Genomic DNA, 19,074 nt, shown 5'->3' with positions numbered 1-19,074 from the left:
CCGGACGGTCGCGGATGGATCGCTTCGCCCGTGCCTCCCTGTCGTGCGAGATTACGTATCTGCTGGGTGCAGCGCCGAGAACATTGCGCTGCAGGGTGTGCGCACGGCAGAATTTCTCGGACTTCTCGGCGTGCGCACCGGTCGAGTGCGGGTGCACACGGTCAATTGCACTGTGCGCACGGCTGAACGAGCGTGCGCACAGTGTCGATCTTGGGGGTTAGCGTGCGTATGCACCCTGATCGGGGGAGCACAGGATCAGCTGTGGTGGGGCGGGTGAATCCAATCGCGCGAGAATTGGCTGTTGTCCCAGCTCTCGATGTCGTCGGGCGGGCGTCGCCACCTCGCGTTGCGTGCTCTGAAGGCGCCTGCCGCGCAGGCGTGGCCTGGCGGGATCGTGGGGGTCGGCGCCACGGCATTAGCGTCGATCGGTCTGCGATCGTGGCTCACGTGATCTTGGCCCCGCTCGCCGGAGCAAGAGCTTTCGTCTCTCGATCTGCTCCCCCTACAGAGGACGATCGTCGAGAGCCGTTGATGCCGTGTAGACGGCTCCTGCATGTGAGCCATTCGGGAACTCAGCTCGACTTCTCTGCTTGTCCGCACGGCGTCTTTCGAGAAGGTCGTGAGTGCGATGCTCGGGTGTGTGACGCGCGATCGCTGGGTGCTAGTGGCTGTCGGCGATGCGGCGTTGCGGCGAGATACACGGCTCGGCCAGAAGGTGATGTGTTGATCATCACGTGTAGATCGGGTCGGGCGGGGCCGTGCCGATCGCTCGTATGGCTTGGCACACTCTCAGGCGGCCCGATCTGGGGTGCGCGATCGTCGATCACGGCGCAGGGCGAGTGGCTCTCCAACGCGGTGGCAGGGGGCCGGGGATCCCGCTATGTCACCACTAATTCGGCTGGGCACGCCGTTGGCGAGCGTTGTCCAGCGTTGTCGATAGTTGTCGTGGCGGAGCGCATTTCCCCAGGTAGGCGTGCTGATTTGATAGTCGATAGTTGTCCAGAGTGGGCCACGGTTGTCTGTGCCGCGCGCTCCGAGAAGGTCAGGGGTTCGATTCCCCTTAGCTCCACTTCTACTCGTTCAGGTCGGGTATCGGAAGCATTCCGATACCCGACCTGACTCGTTTGCCGCCTGGGTGCGACGCGGGGTTCGCGAGCGCCCGCGCATCGGCTCGCAAAGGTCAAGGCGCACATCGGTAACCGGTGATTTCTGAACACGGTTCTGCTGCGGCGCCGTCATTTCGCCCATCCGAGGATTCCCTGGCCGGTACCGTCACGCGGGTAGTGCGCGGAAAGGTGTCGGATGTCACAGCCAGCGGATTCCTCATCCCCGGTCGGCGAAGCGGAGATCCCGCCGGATTCGGCTCACACCGCGAGGCGGCGCTGGGTCGGGCTCGGGCTCGGCGTCTTGTTCGCCGCGCTCATGTATTGGGTGCTCCCGGACAGCCTCGACACCCCGGCCCGATCGACCGCGGCGGTCGCCACCCTGATGGCGATCTGGTGGATGACCGAGGCGATTCCGCTACCGGTCACCGCGTTGGTGCCGCTGGTGGCCTTCCCGGTCCTGAATGTCGCGCCGATCGGCACCCGCACCCTCGACCCCGACGATGAGGGCGTCACCACGGGGCATCTGCTCGGCGCGGCGGCACCCTACGCCGACAAGATCATCTTCCTGTTCCTCGGCGGCTTCCTGCTCGCCGCGGCGATGGTCCGCTGGGGCCTGCATCGCCGGATCGCGCTACGGACCATCACGATGGTCGGGACCCAGCCGGTGCGGCTGATCGCCGGTTTCATGCTGGCCACCGCCTTCATCTCGATGTGGGTGAGCAACACCGCCACCGCGGTGATGATGCTGCCGATCGGAGTGTCGGTGGTGATGCTGACGACTCGGCTCGGTGGCGGTGAAGGTGACCCGAACTTCGCGACCGCGCTGATGCTCGGTATCGCGTATGCCGCATCCATCGGCTCACTGGGCACCATCATCGGGACGCCACCCAACGGTCTGCTCATCTCCAACCTCGCCGAGGAGGGCATCACGATCTCCTTCGGTCAGTGGATGATGTTCGGGGTTCCGATCGCCGCGGTCTTCCTGGTGCTGGCCTGGTTCGCGCTCACCCGTGTGGTCTTTCCCCCTGGGCTGCGCGAGATTCCCGGCGGACGGGCGGCGATCGAGGCCCAGTATCGCGAACTCGGGCCGATGTCGCGGGGTGAGGTCACCGTCGCGGTCGTGTTCGTGACGACCGCCCTGGCCTGGATCCTGGTGCCCACGCTGTTCGGACCCGACGGGGTGGACGCCCTGCGGTCAGCGATTCCCCTGTTGACCAGGGTGGGCGATGAGGTGATCGCGATGACCATGGCCATCGCCCTGTTCATCATCCCGGTCGGGAACGGAAAACGGGTGATGGACTGGGAGACCGCCAAAGGCATCCCCTGGGGCATCCTGCTGCTGTTCGGCGGTGGGCTGGCGCTGGCCAACCAGATCCGGGTGACCGGGCTGGGTGCCTGGATCGGAGATGGCGTGGCCGAGCTCGGTTCGGTACCGACGGTGCTGTTGGTCGCCGCGGTGGCCGGCCTGGTTCTGCTGCTCACCGAACTGACCAGCAACACCGCCACCACCGCGACCTTCCTGCCGATCATCATCGCCGTAGCCGGCGGCATCGGGGTGGATCCGATGCTGTTGGCGGTCCCCGTCGCCTTGGCCGCCACCTCGGCGTTCATGCTGCCGGTCGCGACGCCGCCGAACGCGGTGGTCTTCGGCTCCGGCCATGTGCGAATCGGTCAGATGATCCGGGCTGGTGCGGTTTTGAACGTCATCGGGATGATCCTGATCACCATCGCCATGTTCACCCTGGCCGGGCCGATTCTGGGGGTCGAGTACTGACCCGCGGCCCAGCCGTGCCACCGCAGCATGGCGCGATGTGCCGCGATGGAGCCGGCGTCATCGATCAGTCGCGGTGGGCGTCCCCGCGCTGGCGGTTCGGTTCGGTGGTGCGAGGGCCGGCGATGTCGGCGGCCCTCGATCGGGTGCCGCCGACTCGGCGCAGGACCTCGCCGACAGCACCGACCGCGACCAGCGCCACACCGGCCGCCGCTCCACCGGCGTTTCCCTCGGCCAGCGAACCGGCCACCGTGAACACCGCGGAACCGAGGAGGGTCCAGCACAGCACCGCGACCAATCCCGGCCCGGCCGAACGCGGTGCGGTCCGCGTGGCCGCCGGGACCGCGCCGGGCGGCGGGTTCGGTGCCCTGGTTTCCATGCCTGCGAGCTGCCCGGGCAGCTGCACCACCTGCTGGCCGAGCTGCGAGTATGTCGCCACGGTCGCGACCTGCTGAATCATTCCGTTGCGGGCGGGTGTCGCCGCGCCCCGGGGACGCGCCGATCTGACGGCCCGGCCGAGAAACGTCATATACATCGAATCCTTCGCCAGCGCAGAACTATTCGCATGACCATCATGCGGTAGGCAGGGCCGGTGTGCCCAGTCCCAGCTGTGCGCCGCCACCGCAACCGCCGCCGAGACCGGACACCGCCTGTGGACGACTGCCAGAACCTGACCGGCGTGTGATTCGCCGACGGTGGTAGATCGCAGCGCTCGGCGTCAGGTGGGCTGGTCGGTGCGGCTGCTCGTCAGCGCGCGGACACCGAGGGCGCTTCGCAGGAGCAGCAGCACGGTCGCGACCGCGAGGATGGTGAACACCAATCCCGCGACATCGGGTGCCCACAGGGTGAGCTGGGTGAGCTCGACGCCGAGGCTTCTCGGCAGGGCGATGCCGAATCCGATGAGGACGGTGCCGAGTGCGAACAGCCAGGCGAGCAGGTTCACGAGGGCGCGTCGGCGGGATTCGGTGATCGGGTGGATGAGCAGGCGGATACTGCGGATCAGTGCGGCGATGCCGAGTACGGTCAGTGCCAGCAGTGCGGCCAGTATCGCCGGATAGGTGTACTCGGTGGGGGGAATGGGTGTTTCGAGATCCAACGAGCGGGCGGCGAGCTGGAATCCGATGTCCAGTAGGGCGTGCTCGGTGAAGGCTCCGTAGGTGTTCGCGGTGAAGACGATGGCGTGCTCGGGAAGCAGGATGACCTGGGCGAAGTAGCCCGGCGCCGCCCCGCCGTGCCACACCATCGGGATGTCGGTGCCCTCGACGGTCCACTGTCGCCAGCCGAGGCCGTAGGTCTTGCCGCTGCCGGTCGGTACGGCGTCGTCAACCTGCGGTGTCTCGGTGAGGCTCGCCCTGGCGAACGCCGCGAGATCGTCGAGTGCGCCGCCGAGATACCCGTATGCCACGCCTACCGGGTCGAAAGGGGTGGTGAAGGGGAACGGGTGGCCGAAAATGTAGCGGTGGCCCGGGGGGAGCGATGCGGCTCGGGCGGTGGTGGTGATGGTGTTGCGCATGCCGAGTGGACCGAGGACGCGTTCGGTCAGCACATCGGTGAACGATTGGCCGGTGACCGCCTCGACGACGGCCGCGAGTAGCAGGTAGTTGGTACTCGAATAGTGGTGTGCGGTACCGGGTTCGGTGATCAGTGCTGCTTCGGCGAGTTCGGGTACGACGTCACCCGGTCGGCGGTTCGCGTTGTCGCGATCGGTGTGGCGCAGCGAGGTGGCCAGTCCGCTGGTGTGATCGAGCAACTGGCGCACCGTGATTCGCGCCGCATGGTGATCACCCCCGGCATCTGCCGTTCGGAGCGATGGCAGATAAGTGGTGACGGGCGCGTCGAGTTGCAGCTCGTCGGCTGAGGCCATGTCCAGCACCAGCCGCGCCGTGACGGGTTTGGCCACTGAGCCCCAGAGGAACGGCGTCGCCGAGGTGACGCGTTCGCCCGAGCCGTCGGTGCCGAAAGTGCCGGCGTGCCGGACTCCGGCGTGGTCGAGGACGGCATAGGCCGCGCCGGGGATCCGCACCTCGTCCATCCGTTCGCGCACGAACTCGTCCAGGGCCGAGCTCGAACTGTCCGCCGTCGCGTGCGGTGTGGCTGCGCACCCGACAAGCACCAGTCCGGACAGCAACACGACCAACCATCGTTTTAATATGACCATATTGGAACGGTAGCCATATGAGTATATTGTTGTCCATGCCCAGAGTTGCCGACCACGACCAGCGCCGCGCGGTGATGACGCATGCCTTCCAGCGCCTGCTCGCCGCCGAGGGGCTGAACCGGGTGTCGTTCACCCGGGTCGCCGCCGAGGCGGGTGTCTCGGTCGGGCTGATCCAGCACTACTTCGCGAACAAGGATGAGCTGCTGCGGTTTTCGTACGAGGACTGCCTGCGCCGCAGCGCCGACCGGGTCGCCACCCACATCCGCGCCGGCGAAGCCGCCGGACGCCCGATCTCGGCGATGCTGCTCGCGGGCCTGACCGAACTGCTTCCGCTCGATGGGGATCGAACCGTCGAGTTCCGCGTCGAGCGCAGCCTGTGGACGCTCTCGCTGAACAGTCCCGACCTGGCCGAGGTCGCCCGCCGAGCCGACCTCGAACTGCGCGAACGGATCGCCACCGCCATCGAGAACGGCAAGGAATGCGGTGAGGTGCGCCCCGCCACCGACAGCGCCACCGCGGCATCGATGATCAGCGCGACCACCCGCGGCCTGGCCGACTCCCTGTCGGTCGAGAAGGACCTCGCGGGCAGCTCCGACCTCGTCGACGCCGTACTGCGTCCAGTGATCGCGATCGTCTTCACCGGACGGTGTCGTCACTTCGATCGCTGAACGCATCGTGACAGAGCTCCGTGCGAATCGGGCACGCTGCTCGAAGGCACCTGGGGTCGGCCCGGGTGCGAGGTGAGCCATGCTGGGCCCCAGGTAATGTCCCGGAGCTATGGAGGACGAGGGTTCGCGGGACACACGGCGGACGACGGCGGTGTGGGCCGCGGTCACCGTGCTCGGGGTGATCGCGGGGTATGTGGGAGTGCTGCTGGCGAATGCCAGGCATTTCTATACCGATGACACCGAGGCACAGTATGTTCCGCTGTGGCTGACGGTGGGGCGGCACCTCAGGGACGGCGCTTTTCCTGGCCTCGAACCCGAGCGTTGGATGGCGGGCAACTACCTGGTCGAAGGTCAGGCGAGTCTGTTCAACCCGCCGCAGCTGTTGGTCGCGGCTATCGCACCTTCGTTCGACAACATGGTCGTGCTGGCCACCGTGGTCAAGCTGGCCTACTCGATCATTCTCGCGCTCGGCGTCTTCCGGATCTGCCTGGCCTATCGGGCGCAACCGCCGTGGGCGGCGGTGGCCGGGGTGGCGTTCTGCTTCTCCGGGTGGCTGCTGTTCCTGGACCAGGCCTCGTGGGCGCTGGGTCTGGTCGGCACCGCCTGGCTGGCGCACGCGTGGGCGTCGGGAGTCCGTTATGCCAGGGGCCAGAGCGGACCGATCCCGGTCTTCGTGTTCCTGTACTTCACCATCACCATCGGCTACGTGTGGCCGGGAGTCGAAGCCGCGGTGATGATCGTGGCCGTGGCGGCGGGGGAATGGGTGTATCAGCGCACGCCGTGGCCGTCGCTGCGGCTGCTGCTCGCCGCCGGTTGCGCCGGGCTGGCGGGGGCGATCACCTATCTGCCGAGTCTGCTGTCCTCGGACGCGACCTGGCGGGTCGCCGACGGCGCGATCCGCAACGACGGCTTCATGACGGTGCCCTGGTCGGAGTCGTTGAATGCGAGCCTGCCGACGACCTTGCCGTCGTTCAATTCTTGGTTCGGCCTGATCCAGCCGTTCCCGGTCGTCTATATCGCCTGGTTCCTCATCCCGGGTCTGGCCTTCATCGACTGGAAGGCGGCCGCGAAGTCCGCGCGCGAGATCAGTGGCATCGCCTTCTTCGCCTTGATCACCCTGGTCTGGACGGCGGGGCCCGCGACACTCGGACCGCTGCGCTGGCCCGCGCGGGTCCTGCCGATGCTCGCGCTCGCCCTGCTGGTGCTCGGGTGTGTGCTGCTGAGTCGGCACGGTAGCTTCGCCAACTGGCGGACCCGGGTCGCGGTGGCGGTGGGGCTGGTGGCGCTGCTGTGGGTGCGTTCGGTGGCTTCGGCGCCCTACGACCGGATTCGGGTGCACCTCGTCGCGGCGCTGGTCGTGATCGTGCTCGGCGCGGTCGTGGCGCTGCTGTACGCGAAATGGGGACGGACAGCGGCGTGTGCGGCGCTACTGGTGACCATAGCGCCGATCGCGTACTACCAGGTGAACGAGTCCTTCCCGCACCCGATGTCCTGGAATCTGCCGGAGAGCCGTTCCGAAGCCAAGGCCCGATTCCCCGACTTCGACGGCACCACACTGCAGTTGGGCAACAGCCAGATCTTCCCTGGTGACGCCAAGAACAGCGACGGCGTCTACACCTCACTGGTCGTGGGCTTCTCCGCCGAGGTCCCCGGCGTGACCTACGTCAACGGCTACACGCCGATCGGCAACCGGGCGTTCTCGGAACGCACCTGCATGTTCTGGGAGGGCAGCACCTGCGCTGAATCCTTCGGCAAGATCTTCGAGATCGAACCGGCGACCGGAAAGCCGATCGTCGACCTGATGAAGGTCGATCGGATCACCCTGATGCGCCTGGTCTACCCCGACGCGCGGTGGCAGCCACCGCCGCCCGGATGGCACTGGGTGGACTACCCACCCAACGACAAATGGATCTGGGTACTCGAGCGCGACGGTGGGCCGATCTCCACCGACAACGGCCGGATCGCCGATGTCGGCACCGGCGTGGACGCCGTCTCGACCGCCGAATCCGGCTATACGAGCACGGCCCGGGTCTCGTCCGAAACCGGCGGCCGAGTGACCTTCGCCCGCCTGGCCTGGCCCGGCTACCGCGCCACCCTGGACGGCCGCGACCTCGACGTCGAAGCTCTCGACGACATCTTCGTCTCCGTCACCATCCCCCCGGGCACCGAGAACGCCCACCTCGAGGTCACCTGGCGCCCGCCCGGCATGTACCTGGGCGCCACCATCCTCGCGCTCGGCCTGACCGGGATCGGCCTGCTGCACTGGTGGTTCGTCCGCAACCGCCGACGTCCGGAGTCCGCCGACACCCACCCGGCCGACGAACCGCCGGTGCCTACCGATGCGGCGGACACCGACACCGGCCGAGCGGGTGGCGAGAGCGGAAAGGTACTGGCCCGGTAGCGATTCGCGCACCTGGCCGTGCTCCGCACGACGAGTTCGGGGTCAGTTCTTGACGAGCGCTGGGGTTTCGGGCTCGTCGGAGGGTTCCGCGGTGGTGTGGGGGTTGGCGGCCGCTCGGTTGGGGAGCAGGACGGCCATGACGATGACGATCAGGGACAGGGCGGCCGAGATCAGGAAGGCCAGGCGCATACCGTCGAGGGTGGCGGTGGTGGGGTCGGTGCCGTCGGCGATGAGACTGGTGCTGCGCGTGGACATCACGGTGACCACCAGGGCGGTGCCGAAGGCGGCCGCGACCTGCTGCAGGGTGCCCAGCATGGAGCTGCCGTGCGAGTACAGGTTCATCGGCAACGCGCCGAGGCCGAGGGTGAACACCGGGGTGAAGGCCGCCGCGAGGGAGACCATCAGCAGGATGTGCAGGGCCAGCAGCTGCCAGTACGGCATGGTCAGCGAGATCTGGGTGAAGCCGGCCAGCGAGACGGCGATGCCGATCGAACCGGGGATCACCAGCAGGCGGCCACCGAACTGGTCGAAGAGGCGTCCGACAGTGGGGCCGAGCAGACCCATCGCCAGCCCACCCGGCATCACCAGCATGCCGGTCTCCAGCGGACTCAGATCCCGCAGGTTCTGCAGGTACAGCGGCAGCAGGATCATCGAGCCCATCATCGCCAGGAACGCGATGGCCATCAGCACGACCGCCTTGGTGTAGGTACCCGACAGCAGGACCCGCAGATCCAGCAGGGGGGTGCCGGTGCGCTGCAGGCGCGTCTGCCGCCACGCGAAGAGCAGCACGAGCGCCAGGCCGGCGCCGACGATCAGCAGGGGTTCGGCGTAGCTGCCGCTCTCGAACCGGCTCAGACCGAAGACCAGACCACCGAAACCGAGCGCGGCCAGCGCGACACTGAGCAGGTCGATGGCACCGGCCTGCGGTTCACCGACGTTCTCCAGCTGCCGCAGACCCAGCCACGTGACGGCACCGGCGATCGGCAACATCAGCGCGAAAAGCCAACGCCACGAGCCGATCTGCAGTACCAGCCCGGAGATGACCGGCCCCATCGCGGGTGCCACCGAGATCGCGAGGGTGACATTGCCCATCACCCGGCCGCGATCCCGCTCGGCCACGACGGTCATCAGTGTGGTCATCAGCAGCGGCATCATCACCGCGGTGCCACCGGCCTGGATGATCCGGCCGATCAGCAGCACCTCGAAGGTCGGCGCGATCATCGACAACGCGGTTCCTGCGATGAACACGCCCATCGCGAGTCCATAGGCGCGGCGGGTGGTGACCCGCTGCAGGAACCACCCCGTGGTCGGAATGATCGCGGCCATCGTGAGCATGAACGCGGTCGACACCCACTGCGCGGCCCGCTCGGTGATCTCGAGATCCGCCATCAACCGCGGGATGGCGTTGATCATGATCGTCTCGTTGAGGATCACGACGAAGGTCGCCAGCACCAGTACCTGGATGACGATCGGCGTCCGCCCCTTCTTGGTGGGTGCGGATGGATCGACGGACATCGGGGTACCTCCGGATGCAGGGGAGCGGCAGGGCGATCGGTGGCCTCGAGAGAGAAGACTGATTCCGTGGGTCCAACTCATCGGGCGCGGGTCAGTATTCCGCTCACCACTGACACAAATCACGTGGTTTTCCCGTTCCGAGTCCGGCGAAACAGGGGCGGAATCGCTGATCAAGGCGGTATCTGGACCGCCGTGATCGCGAATGGTGAGCCCGGTCACCCTCGTCGGCGCAACCCTCTTCCACTGGCGGGCGAGTGGACCCCGATTCCAGCAGGCCCGGCATCTGCCACGGGTGTGCTGTCGGGACCTCGGGGTATACCGGAAAGATGACTACATCGAGGGTGTGGCTTGCTGTGGTGTGCGCGATCGTCGCCGCGCTGGTGCCGGCGACGGCGACGGCCGATCCGGGGGCACAGGTGGCGGGCGAGGTGGGGCTCGGTGGCCGTGCCGCCCAGATCGATGTCTATTCGCCCGCGATGGGCCGGGTGATCGAGAACAAGGTGATCAAGGCCGCCGGGGCGGGAGCTCCGACGCTGTATCTGCTGACCGGCGCGGGCGGCGGTTCCGATGGCATCTCCTGGTGGGACAACACCGGCGTTCGCCACTTCTTCGCCGACAAGTTCGTCAACGTGGTGATGCCCGTCGGCGGTGCGTTCACTCTGTACACCGACTGGATTTCCGACGATCCGGGCGTCGGACGGGTGCGCTGGGAGACCTACCTGACCCAGGAACTACCCGGAGTGATCGACCGGACGCTGAGCACCAGCGGCCGCAATGCCATCGCCGGTGTCTCGATGAGCGCGGCCTCGGCGCTGGACCTGGCCATCCAGAGCGGGCCGCGATTCAGCGCGGTCGCGGCGATGAGCGGCTGTCCCTGGGCCGCGGACCCACTCGGCATCGCCATGGCCAGCGCGCAGGCCGTGCGCGGCGGCGGCAACCCCGGCAACATGTGGGGGCTGCCGGGCGGCCCGGTGTGGCAGCAACACGATGTGTTCGCCAATGCCGGCCGACTCGCGGGCAAGACGCTCTTCCTGTCCGCCGCCACCGGTGTCCCCGGCCCCGCCGATCGTGGCCTGCCGATGCCCCCGGTGGAGGCCATCGCGGGCACCTGCACCGCCGCCTTCGCGGGCAGGCTCGGTCAGCTCGGCATTCCCGCCACCTACCTCCACCGCCCGACGGGCTCACACACCTGGGGACAGTTCGAAACCGATCTGTACGAAGCCTGGCCGCACCTGGCGGCCGCCATCGGCGCCTGAGCGGCTGGTGGACATTTGTCCAGCTCAGATGGGTTAGGTTGGGGGAGCCACAACTCGGTGATCCACCGCGTCAGCGATCGATGTTGATAGCATGACGCGACCGAGCCGACCCTTCGAGAGAGTCATCAATGCAGTTCGAAATCGTCGAGCGGGACGAGACATGGGTGGCCGGTCTACCGGTCCGCAGTCCCAAACGCGCACTCGGTGAGCTGCGCGACCGGGATCTCGAAGCCGCGTGGTCGGCGGTCCTGCACCAGGATCTCGCCGGCCCGCTGGCCAGTGCCTACACCGACTACACCGGTGAGCTGAGCACCTACAACACCCAGATCGTCGGCTATCAGTGCGAATCCCTCGACCAGGTGACCCGAGGGCATCTGGCGGCCAGGCTGCCGCGTGGCACCTACGCGCGCTTTTCCTCGGTCGGCAACTTTCCGCAGGTGATGACGGATCTGTGGACCCAGATCGCCTTCGCCGAGGAGCACAACCAGATCAAGCGCACCTTCACCGGCGATTTCGAGTGCTACCCGCACGCGTACAAGATCGACCTCTATCTGGCGGTAGACCCGCGATGAGCTATTCGATCGTGGTGCGCGGCGCCGCGCTGTACGGCGGACTGGCGGTGCCCAAGGTGCACCCGAACTTCAAGGTGAGCAACAGCGATCTGATCGAGTTCCTCAAGGACCGGCTGCGCGACCGCCCCGAGGGCGGCGAACCGCTGCACACCGTGTATGTCCCCGATCCGGCAGGCAACTGGAATGCCTTGGTGGCCAGGGAATACGACGCGCCCGGCGAGGTTCCCGTCGGCGATCTGATGGTGTGCGTGCCCAAGGGCGTCTACGCGCGCTTCGCGCCGAACGGCGACTATCACGACCCGGTCGAGGACGTCTGGGCCCAGGTCGACGACGCCACCGCCTCGGCGGAGATCTCGCGTGCCTATCGCGAGGAGATCGAGGTCTGGCACGGTCCGGACACCGTCGAGCTGTTCATCTCGATCACCGTGTGATAACCATGAGTTAACTCAATGAGTACCGCTCGGTCGGTATTGATCGTCACATGTTGGTAACACCCCCTCTGACCTGGGGATACTTCAAATTACTCAGGCGGTTGTCGGGAGATTTGCCGCTGGTCTGGTGGATTCGTTCCGGATGACGGATACTGCTAGAAAATCTTTGACCGGTCGGGCAATGCCGACGAGCGTGTAGGTACGGAGTTGTATGAGGGTGTCGGTTCACACCGACTCGACTGACGCGGTCGGTGGTACGGATGCGGGTGGGTTGCGGTACTTCGAAGAACGGTCGGGATGCGACGTTCTCTTCGGCACCCCGTCGGAACTTCCCGAGCTGTGGCGACAATACGTCGATGGTGCGCTGAATGTTTACCAGCACTACGGAGTTGAAGTCGTCCTGGATTTCGAGTCCATCGCGGACGGGCAATCAACGGCGGGATTCTTCGCCGTGATCGATTCCGAGGCAACGATGGTGGCCGGGATGCGCGCGCACGGGCCGCACCTGACCGCCGACGAGATCGCCGGGTTCCAACCCTGGATCGGCACGCCGGACGAAGCCGCGTTGCGGTCGGAGCTCGTCGAGCGAATTCCCTTGGGAGTCATCGAGACCAAAGGCGCGTGGTCGTCGCGAGCGTTGCCGCGCAGGCCCGGAATCGGAGCCCTGCTGGCTCGCGCCATCCCGCACGCGGCCTGGCTGCTCGACGCGCGCTATGTCTTCGGCGCGAGCCCACTGCACTGCCTGGACCTCTATGACGCCACCGGCGCGCGCCAGCCACCGGGGGTCTCGCCGGTCGCCTACCCCGACGAACGGTACGTCACCGTACCGGTGTGGTGGGACCTCGACGACCTCTCGACGGCGAGCCCGGACCAGCACGAACTGATCAGCAGTGAACGCGAACAGCTGGTAGCGGCGCGTGCCCGAACGTCGGAACGGTCCCGCCGCAAGTGAGTCGAGATCTCGCACCACATGACGTCTTTCGCCCGCAGGTCCTGAACGAGAACGACCCCGGTGACGCCGCCGAACTGACGCGGCTGCGGGCTGACGCGCGGATCGAAGTCGTCGATCTGCGTGCCGGTCTGCGAGCCGAACTCCGTCGGATCCACCGCGCGCCGGACGCCGATCCGGCCGATGATCGCTGGGTGTACTACCCGTGGCGATCGGCGCTGCTCGCGGTGGTCGGGGCCCAGGGGTTCAACGCCATCCGGCTCGACCGCAACCGCAACAAGCTGACCGTCGCCGAGCAACGACGACTGCGTGGCCGCACGATCGGCGTCATCGGGCAGAGCTCGGGCCACGAGATCGCCTATGTCGCCGCGCTCGAAGGCATTTGCGGGCGGCTGCGGCTCGCGGACGCCGACATCGTCGAGCTGTCGAATCTGAATCGCATCCCCGGCGGACTGTTCGACATCGGCCTGAACAAGTGTGTCGTCACCGCCCGCCGGATCGCCGAACTCGACCCATATCTGCCGGTCGAGGTCTTTCGGGCCGGAGTCGACGACGATTCGATCGATGAGTTCCTGCAAGGGCTTTCGGTACTCGTCGAAGCCTGTGACTCGCTCGATGTGAAGATCGCGGCGCGGGAGGCTGCTCGCCGACACCGCGTTCCAGTGCTGATGGAAACCAACGATCGCGGCCTGTTGGATGTGGAGCGGTTCGATCTGGAGCCCGATCGCCGACCGTTCCACGGGCTGCTCGGTGATGTCGACGTTGCTGCTCTGCGTGGTTTGGCGACCAGGGACAAGGCACCACACGTCATGCGGATTCTCGACGCGACCCAATTGTCGCCGCGGTTCGCCGCGAGCCTGGCCGAGATCGACGAGTCGGTGACCACCTGGCCCCAATTGGCCGGTGAGGTCGCGCTCGGTGCGGCGACGATCGCTACTGCCTTGCGGCGGATCGGGCTGGACCAGCCGTTGCCGTCCGGGCGCGTTCGCGTCGACCTCGAGCGGGCGCTCGATGAACTCGCCGAGCCGCTGGTCGCGGACCCGCTCTCCGGGGTGCCGCCGGTGCTCGCGGTCGAGCCATCGACATCGGTGGAGCGGATTCTGCACAGTATCGAGCGGGCGCCGTCCGGCGGAAACGCCCAGCCATGGGCGGTGCGCGTCGACGGTGAAGTTGTTCACATATCGCTCGACCCGGACCGTAGCTCTGCCATGGACATCGGCTTTCGCGGCAGTGCGGTCGCGCTCGGCGCGGCCATGCACAACGCCCGCGTAGCCGCTGCCGCTGTCGGTTTGCTGGGGTCGTCGGAGATCGTGCTGGGCGGGGAGAGCCCGGTCTCGGTGACTCTGCGCTTGGGCAGCGGCACCGACCCCGACCTGGCGGCCGACTATCCGCACATGCTCGGGCGAGAGACCAACCGAAGTCTCGGTACCGGGGCGCCGCTGGCCCCGGATGTGCTCGACACCCTCGCACGTGCCGCCGCGGCGGACGGCGCGAGGGTGTATGCCGTCGCCGACGAAACCGGGATCGCGGAGGTGGCCGACCTGCTCGCCGAAGCCGACCGTGTCCGATACCTGACCGACCATTTGCACACTGAGATGTTCGGTGAACTGCGCCAACCCGATGAGGACCTGCGTACCGGGCTCGACGTGCGGAGCCTGGAACTCACCGCCGACGAGCAGGCGAAGATGCGCATCGGCGCGCGTGCCGATGTGATGGCCTATTTGCGGGATTGGTCCGGTGGGCGGGCGCTGGGCGAATACCTCCGTGACCGGGTGCTGTCCAGTGCCGCGGTGATCGCGATCGGGTTCCCGGCGAACGAGGGTCTCGCCGGTTATGTGAAGGGCGGCTCCGCCGTCGAGAGAGTGTGGATTGCTGCGCAGAAGCTGGGGCTGGCGGTGCAGCCGGTGTCACCGGTATTTCTCTACGCACGGAATGCCGATGATTTGCGCGACGTATCCGCCGCATTCACAGATACACTTGCCTCGGTCCACAAACGGTTCTCCGCACTGATGAGAATCCCCGGGCACGAGCAGGTCGCTCTGGTACTGCGACTGAGCTACGCGCCCGCTCCCACAGTGCGGAGTGCCAGGCTCCCTGTACTCGGTTCAGGGAACGACAGATAGCACGATCGGAGAAGCGGTGCCTCGGCGAAACCTCGACTCGTTGGTGACGCAGGTCGCCTCGGAGTTGATGGGTGTCGACGCCACGACGATGGTCCCGGCCAGTGAGCAGGTGCTCGCGGATCTGGTGGCCTACTTCGATGTCGATTTCGCCTACCTGCGCCACACCGACCACGAGCATCGCCGGACCGTCCTTGTCGCGGAGTGGCCGCGACGGCCCGAGCCACCCGAACCCGACCCGCTGCGCGTGATCGAGTTCGATCGGGCCGATTCGCTGTTTCGGGCCAGCGAACATGCCATCGAGCCGATCGTGGTGAGTCGCGGTGACGAGTACCCCGACTATCAGGAGACCATCCGCCGGGCTACCGGCGTTGCCTCGGTGGTCACCGCGTTCGTGCCGCTGGTCTCCCGTGGTAAAGCCACCGGTGTGCTCGGCTTCGTCCGGCGCGGCGACCGCGCCTGGACCACCCGAGAACTGAACGTCCTCAAGGCCATCGCGGCCCTGTTCGCCCAGTTACAGGCCAGGGTCGAGGCCGAGGACCGGCTGCGCTACATCGCCTCGCACGACGATCTCACCGGCCTGGCCAACCGGCGGGCCTTACTGGAATACATGGAGCAGCGCCTGGCTCCGGGCAATCCCGGTCCGGTCGCCACCTTCTTCCTCGACCTCGACCGGCTCAAGGCCCTCAACGACTTCCTCGGGCACAACGCGGGCGACAACTTCATCCGCGCCCTTTCGGCCAGGCTACGCGAGAACTTCGAACCCGATGACATGATCGCCCGGCTCGGTGGCGACGAGTTCGTCATCGTGCTCGCCAAGACCATCGACCCGGTGGCCGCCGAACTGGAGGCCAACCGGATCCAGGAGCTGGTGGGGCGGCGGGTCTCGGTGGGGCAGGAGTCGGTGAGTCGCGGGGTGAGCGTTGGCGTCGCGCTCGGCGTACCCGGCGAGACCACCGTCTCGGACGTGCTGCGCCGCGCCGACCACGCACTGCTCTCGGCGAAGTCCGGCGGCGGCAACGGGGTCGCGGTGTTCACCGACGCCATGCGGTTGCAGTTCGAACTCCAGGATGACGTCGAGGTCAATTTGCGCAGCGCGGTCTCGGACGGCTCGATGGTGCTGCACTACCAGCCCGAGGTGGACCTGCGCACCGGGCGGATCGTGGCGTTGGAAGCGCTGGTGCGCTGGCAGCATCCGACCAGGGGCCTGCTGCCGCCGGGTGCTTTCGTCTCGGTCGCCGAGGCCACCAATCTGGCCGGTGAGCTCGGCCGCTGGGTGATCCGATCGGCCTGCTCGCAGTTCGCCGACTGGCGCAGGCGCGGGCTGGCCGCCAATGTGGTGATCCGGATCAATGTCTCGCCAGTGCAGCTGGTCAGCGCCGATTTCGTCGAGCGCATCGAGGACATCCTGCGCCTGTTCGGCATCGACGGCAGTTCGGTCTGCCTCGAGATCACCGAGCACGTGGTGGTGCAGGATCTCGTGCGGACCCGGCTCACCCTGCGCGGGCTCAAGCGGATGGGTGTACAGATCGCCATCGACGACTTCGGCACCGGCTACTCCTCGCTGTCGCACCTCAAGGCGCTGCCGGTAGACGCGGTGAAGATCGACCGCGGCTTCGTGCAGCGGCTCGGCGACAGCAACGACGACCTGGCCATCGTGAAGTCGATCATCGGGCTGGCCGGTTCGTTCGGCCTCGGCGTGGTCGGCGAGGGCGTCGAGACACCGATGGCGGCCCGCACGCTGGTCGGCCTCGGCTGCTACCGCGCGCAGGGCTTCCTCATCGCGCGGCCGATGCCCGCCGAGGAAGTCGAGGCGCAGCTGCGCGAAGGCCGCATCCCCCTCGATCTCGATCTGCCCCGCGCGGGACGCGGCGTGGCGCCGAGCTGAGCGGGTGACGACTCCAGTCGGTGGCTGGTGGCTGGTGGAGACCCTCGACGAGGATCTCGCGCCCACCCTTGTCGCGGTGGACGCGCAAGCCCGGCCGTGGGCGGGCACCGCGCGGCTGCGCAGGCAGGTCGGCCAGTCGCGGGCGCGGGTGGTCCTCGAGGCCGTGCGGCGCTGTGGGATCGAGGGCGCGCCGGTGCGGGTGAGTGAGGGCGATCTGCTGGTGGTGGCCGAACCGGTGTTCTGCGCGTTCGGTGATGTGCACGGTATCCAGCTGTGGGTGGGACCGCTGGACGCGCCGGTGCCGCCGAAGCGGCGGGTGGCCGCGTGGGACTGGGAAGCCGATACCGAACTGGCCCATCATGGTCCCGGGCTCGAGGAACTCGTCTTCGCCCGCGAACCCGAGCAGGTACGCGTGGTGCGAACGCCGCCGGACGCGTTCGGGCGGATGGTCCGCTTCGACGGCAGGCTCGACTACTTCGCGATGGTCGCTCAGGTCGGAGCGGGCGGGTGCTGGCAGGGCGAGGTCGACATGCTCGGCGACGACGAGCGTGTCCGCCGGTTCCAGATGATCACCAGGGCGCTTCCGAAGCAGCGCAGGATCAGCGCGCTCATGCACGCGATTCCCGAGCACGGGCCCGCGGCTCCGGTCGCCGATCCCGACGTGACCATGCTGCGCGCGGTGTCGCAGAACAGTGGCGTCGGCGTGGGGATCATCGCGCTGACCAGCGCGCTGATCTACGAATGGGCCGCCGAGCCGCTGCCCCCGCTGGACCGATGGGCGGTGGAACGGCCGACGATCGATCCGCGGGATCTGGCCGCGTTGCGCGCCGCGTGTAGCGATCTCGCGCGGCAGCCGGGGACATCGCGACGGCTGACCCTGCGGGTCCGCTTCACCGCGGGCGGGTGGGTCACCGCGCAGGCCGAACTGGTCGCGATCAGCACCACGGACTCGCGCCACGGGCTGCTGCGCGTCTGGTCCGAAGACCCGGCGTCGACCGGTTAGTCGCCTCTTTCGCGGCTGTTCACACGCTGTTCCACGGGCCGGTTCCACAGGTAACCCGCGCGGGGCGACGATCGGCGGGTGCGCATCGTGCAGCTCGCCAACTTCTACGGCCCCCGATCGGGTGGGTTGCGCACGGCTCTGCACCACCTCGGAGAGGGGTACGTCGCGGCCGGGCACGAAGTGGTGCTCATCGTGCCGGGCGCGCGCAGGGCCGAGGAGATACTGCCGACTGGTGCGTTGCGAATCACGCTGCCCGCCTTGGCGATTCCCTGGACCGGTGGGTATCGGGCAGCCGACCCGCGACGAGTGGCCGATGTGCTGGCCGGGCTCGGGCCCGATGTGCTCGAGGTGTCGGACCGGCTGACCCTGCGCGGGTTCGGCCGGTGGGCCGGTCGGCGTGGGGTGGCGAGCGTGATGATCTCGCACGAACGGCTCGACCGCCTGCTCGGCCAGTTCCTGCCGGGGCCGATCGCCCGTCGCGGCGCCGACGTCGCCAATCGGCGCACCGCCGCCGACTACGACATGGTCGTGTGCACCACCGAATTCGCGCGCGAGGAGTTCCAGCGGATCGGCGCGCCGAATGTGGAGCTGGTGCCGCTGGGCGTCGACCTCGATCTTTTCAGTCCGCGTCGCCGTGATCGCAGGCTGCGGGCCGATCTGGGGGTCGCCGGGCATCCGCTGCTGGTGCATTGCGGCAGGCTGTCGGTGGAGAAACGGGTCGACCGGAGTATCGAGGCGGTCGGGGCGTTGCATCGGGCCGGGGTGCCCGCGCGGCTGGTCGTCGCCGGTGACGGGCCGCGTCGGGACTCACTCGAACGCCGCGCCCGCATCCTGCCGACGCTGCCCGGCGGCGAGCCGGCGGTCCACTTCACCGGCTTCATCTCCGACCGGGCCGAGGTCGCGAAACTCCTTGCCACCGCTGATGTCTCGCTGGCGCCTGGTCCACACGAGACCTTCGGACTGGCCGCCCTGGAGGCGCTCGCCGCGGGCACTCCTGTCGTCGCCAGCCGGTCCTCGGCGCTGGCCGACATCGTCACCGCCGAATGCGGCGCCATCGCCGCCGACCGCCCCCGCGCCTTCGCCCAGGCGGTCACCGATGTGCTGGCGATGCCGACCACCGGCCGCCGCCAGGCCGCCCGAACACGGGCCGAACAGTTCACCTGGCCGCGCGCGGTCGCCGGAATGCTCGCCGTCCTCGGCCGCTGATTCCCCCGCCGGGCCGGTCCGGCGGGATGG

14 protein-coding genes are annotated in these 19,074 nt (G+C 67.7%); 11 read left to right on the top strand and 3 right to left on the bottom strand.

The features are described 5' to 3' along the window. Window positions 1-1,302 precede the first annotated feature (1,302 nt). Window positions 1,303-2,880 carry an SLC13 family permease gene (locus tag BOX37_RS27670; RefSeq protein WP_071930195.1) on the top strand — a complete coding sequence of 526 codons (1,578 nt, stop codon included), beginning with the start codon at window positions 1,303-1,305 and terminating at the stop codon, window positions 2,878-2,880. Window positions 2,881-2,944: 64 nt separating this feature from the next. Here BOX37_RS27670 and BOX37_RS27665 read toward each other — a convergent pair whose 3' ends face one another. Together BOX37_RS27665 and BOX37_RS27660 are read right to left on the bottom strand one after the other, a co-directional pair. Next, the gene (locus tag BOX37_RS27665; RefSeq protein ID WP_071930194.1) at window positions 2,945-3,406 is read right to left on the bottom strand and encodes a hypothetical protein; all 462 of its coding nucleotides are present in this window, start codon (window positions 3,404-3,406) and stop codon (window positions 2,945-2,947) included. 189 nt (window positions 3,407-3,595) lie between these two features. Next, window positions 3,596-5,008 (bottom strand): serine hydrolase domain-containing protein, encoded by a 1,413-nt coding sequence (locus BOX37_RS27660; RefSeq protein ID WP_167659997.1) that lies wholly within the window; start codon window positions 5,006-5,008, stop codon window positions 3,596-3,598. A gap of 62 nt (window positions 5,009-5,070) precedes the next feature. On the opposite strand from BOX37_RS27660, the gene BOX37_RS27655 reads away from it, so the two are divergent. Further along, window positions 5,071-5,703 (top strand): TetR/AcrR family transcriptional regulator, encoded by a 633-nt coding sequence (locus tag BOX37_RS27655; RefSeq protein ID WP_071930192.1) that lies wholly within the window; start codon window positions 5,071-5,073, stop codon window positions 5,701-5,703. A gap of 109 nt (window positions 5,704-5,812) precedes the next feature. After that, the gene (locus BOX37_RS27650; RefSeq protein WP_071930191.1) at window positions 5,813-8,104 is read left to right on the top strand and encodes a hypothetical protein; all 2,292 of its coding nucleotides are present in this window, start codon (window positions 5,813-5,815) and stop codon (window positions 8,102-8,104) included. A 42-nt stretch (window positions 8,105-8,146) separates the two neighbouring features. Here BOX37_RS27650 and BOX37_RS27645 read toward each other — a convergent pair whose 3' ends face one another. Beyond that, window positions 8,147-9,619, bottom strand: coding sequence for an MDR family MFS transporter (locus BOX37_RS27645; RefSeq protein ID WP_071930190.1), 1,473 nt, complete (start codon window positions 9,617-9,619; stop codon window positions 8,147-8,149). A gap of 326 nt (window positions 9,620-9,945) precedes the next feature. Between BOX37_RS27645 and BOX37_RS27640 the strand changes: the two genes are divergently transcribed. From BOX37_RS27640 to BOX37_RS27605, 8 genes are all read left to right on the top strand, one after another. Next, the gene (locus tag BOX37_RS27640) at window positions 9,946-10,875 is read left to right on the top strand and encodes an alpha/beta hydrolase (RefSeq protein WP_071930189.1); all 930 of its coding nucleotides are present in this window, start codon (window positions 9,946-9,948) and stop codon (window positions 10,873-10,875) included. Between the two features lie 128 nt (window positions 10,876-11,003). Then, the gene (locus BOX37_RS27635; protein WP_071930188.1) at window positions 11,004-11,447 is read left to right on the top strand and encodes a GyrI-like domain-containing protein; all 444 of its coding nucleotides are present in this window, start codon (window positions 11,004-11,006) and stop codon (window positions 11,445-11,447) included. After that, entirely contained in the window at window positions 11,444-11,878 is a 435-nt protein-coding gene (locus BOX37_RS27630; protein ID WP_071930187.1) for an AraC family transcriptional regulator, read from the top strand. Before BOX37_RS27635 ends, BOX37_RS27630 begins: the two co-directional genes overlap by 4 nt. 217 nt (window positions 11,879-12,095) lie before the next feature. Further along, the gene (locus tag BOX37_RS27625; RefSeq protein ID WP_156910576.1) at window positions 12,096-12,830 is read left to right on the top strand and encodes a hypothetical protein; all 735 of its coding nucleotides are present in this window, start codon (window positions 12,096-12,098) and stop codon (window positions 12,828-12,830) included. Continuing rightward, the gene (locus tag BOX37_RS27620) at window positions 12,827-14,950 is read left to right on the top strand and encodes an Rv1355c family protein (protein WP_071930185.1); all 2,124 of its coding nucleotides are present in this window, start codon (window positions 12,827-12,829) and stop codon (window positions 14,948-14,950) included. Before BOX37_RS27625 ends, BOX37_RS27620 begins: the two co-directional genes overlap by 4 nt. A gap of 67 nt (window positions 14,951-15,017) precedes the next feature. Then, complete coding sequence (locus BOX37_RS27615; RefSeq protein ID WP_071931937.1) at window positions 15,018-16,835, top strand: putative bifunctional diguanylate cyclase/phosphodiesterase; 1,818 nt, start codon at window positions 15,018-15,020, stop codon at window positions 16,833-16,835. A 4-nt stretch (window positions 16,836-16,839) separates the two neighbouring features. Beyond that, on the top strand, window positions 16,840-17,838 hold the full coding sequence (locus BOX37_RS27610) for a GAF domain-containing protein (RefSeq protein ID WP_156910575.1): 999 nt from the start codon (window positions 16,840-16,842) through the stop codon (window positions 17,836-17,838). A gap of 78 nt (window positions 17,839-17,916) precedes the next feature. Then, on the top strand, window positions 17,917-19,044 hold the full coding sequence (locus BOX37_RS27605; protein WP_071930183.1) for a glycosyltransferase: 1,128 nt from the start codon (window positions 17,917-17,919) through the stop codon (window positions 19,042-19,044). Window positions 19,045-19,074 lie beyond the last annotated feature (30 nt).

The sequence above is a fragment of the Nocardia mangyaensis genome (assembly GCF_001886715.1).
GTDB classification, from domain to species: Bacteria; Actinomycetota; Actinomycetes; order Mycobacteriales; family Mycobacteriaceae; genus Nocardia; species Nocardia mangyaensis.
Note: the sequence above shows the minus strand (reverse complement) of the source record. Positions and strands in the feature narration are given on the sequence as shown.

What these genes read in the sequence shown, in the direction of transcription:
- BOX37_RS27655 (WP_071930192.1), top strand. Translation starts at nt 5,071, where the DNA reads ATGCCCAGAGTTGCCGACCACGACCAGCGCCGCGCGGTGATGACGCAT.
- BOX37_RS27630 (WP_071930187.1), top strand. Translation starts at nt 11,444, where the DNA reads ATGAGCTATTCGATCGTGGTGCGCGGCGCCGCGCTGTACGGCGGACTG.
- BOX37_RS27635 (WP_071930188.1), top strand. Translation starts at nt 11,004, where the DNA reads ATGCAGTTCGAAATCGTCGAGCGGGACGAGACATGGGTGGCCGGTCTA.
- BOX37_RS27650 (WP_071930191.1), top strand. Translation starts at nt 5,813, where the DNA reads ATGGAGGACGAGGGTTCGCGGGACACACGGCGGACGACGGCGGTGTGG.
- BOX37_RS27665 (WP_071930194.1), bottom strand. Translation starts at nt 3,406, where the DNA reads ATGACGTTTCTCGGCCGGGCCGTCAGATCGGCGCGTCCCCGGGGCGCG.
- BOX37_RS27670 (WP_071930195.1), top strand. Translation starts at nt 1,303, where the DNA reads ATGTCACAGCCAGCGGATTCCTCATCCCCGGTCGGCGAAGCGGAGATC.
- BOX37_RS27645 (WP_071930190.1), bottom strand. Translation starts at nt 9,619, where the DNA reads ATGTCCGTCGATCCATCCGCACCCACCAAGAAGGGGCGGACGCCGATC.
- BOX37_RS27615 (WP_071931937.1), top strand. Translation starts at nt 15,018, where the DNA reads ATGGGTGTCGACGCCACGACGATGGTCCCGGCCAGTGAGCAGGTGCTC.
- BOX37_RS27640 (WP_071930189.1), top strand. Translation starts at nt 9,946, where the DNA reads ATGACTACATCGAGGGTGTGGCTTGCTGTGGTGTGCGCGATCGTCGCC.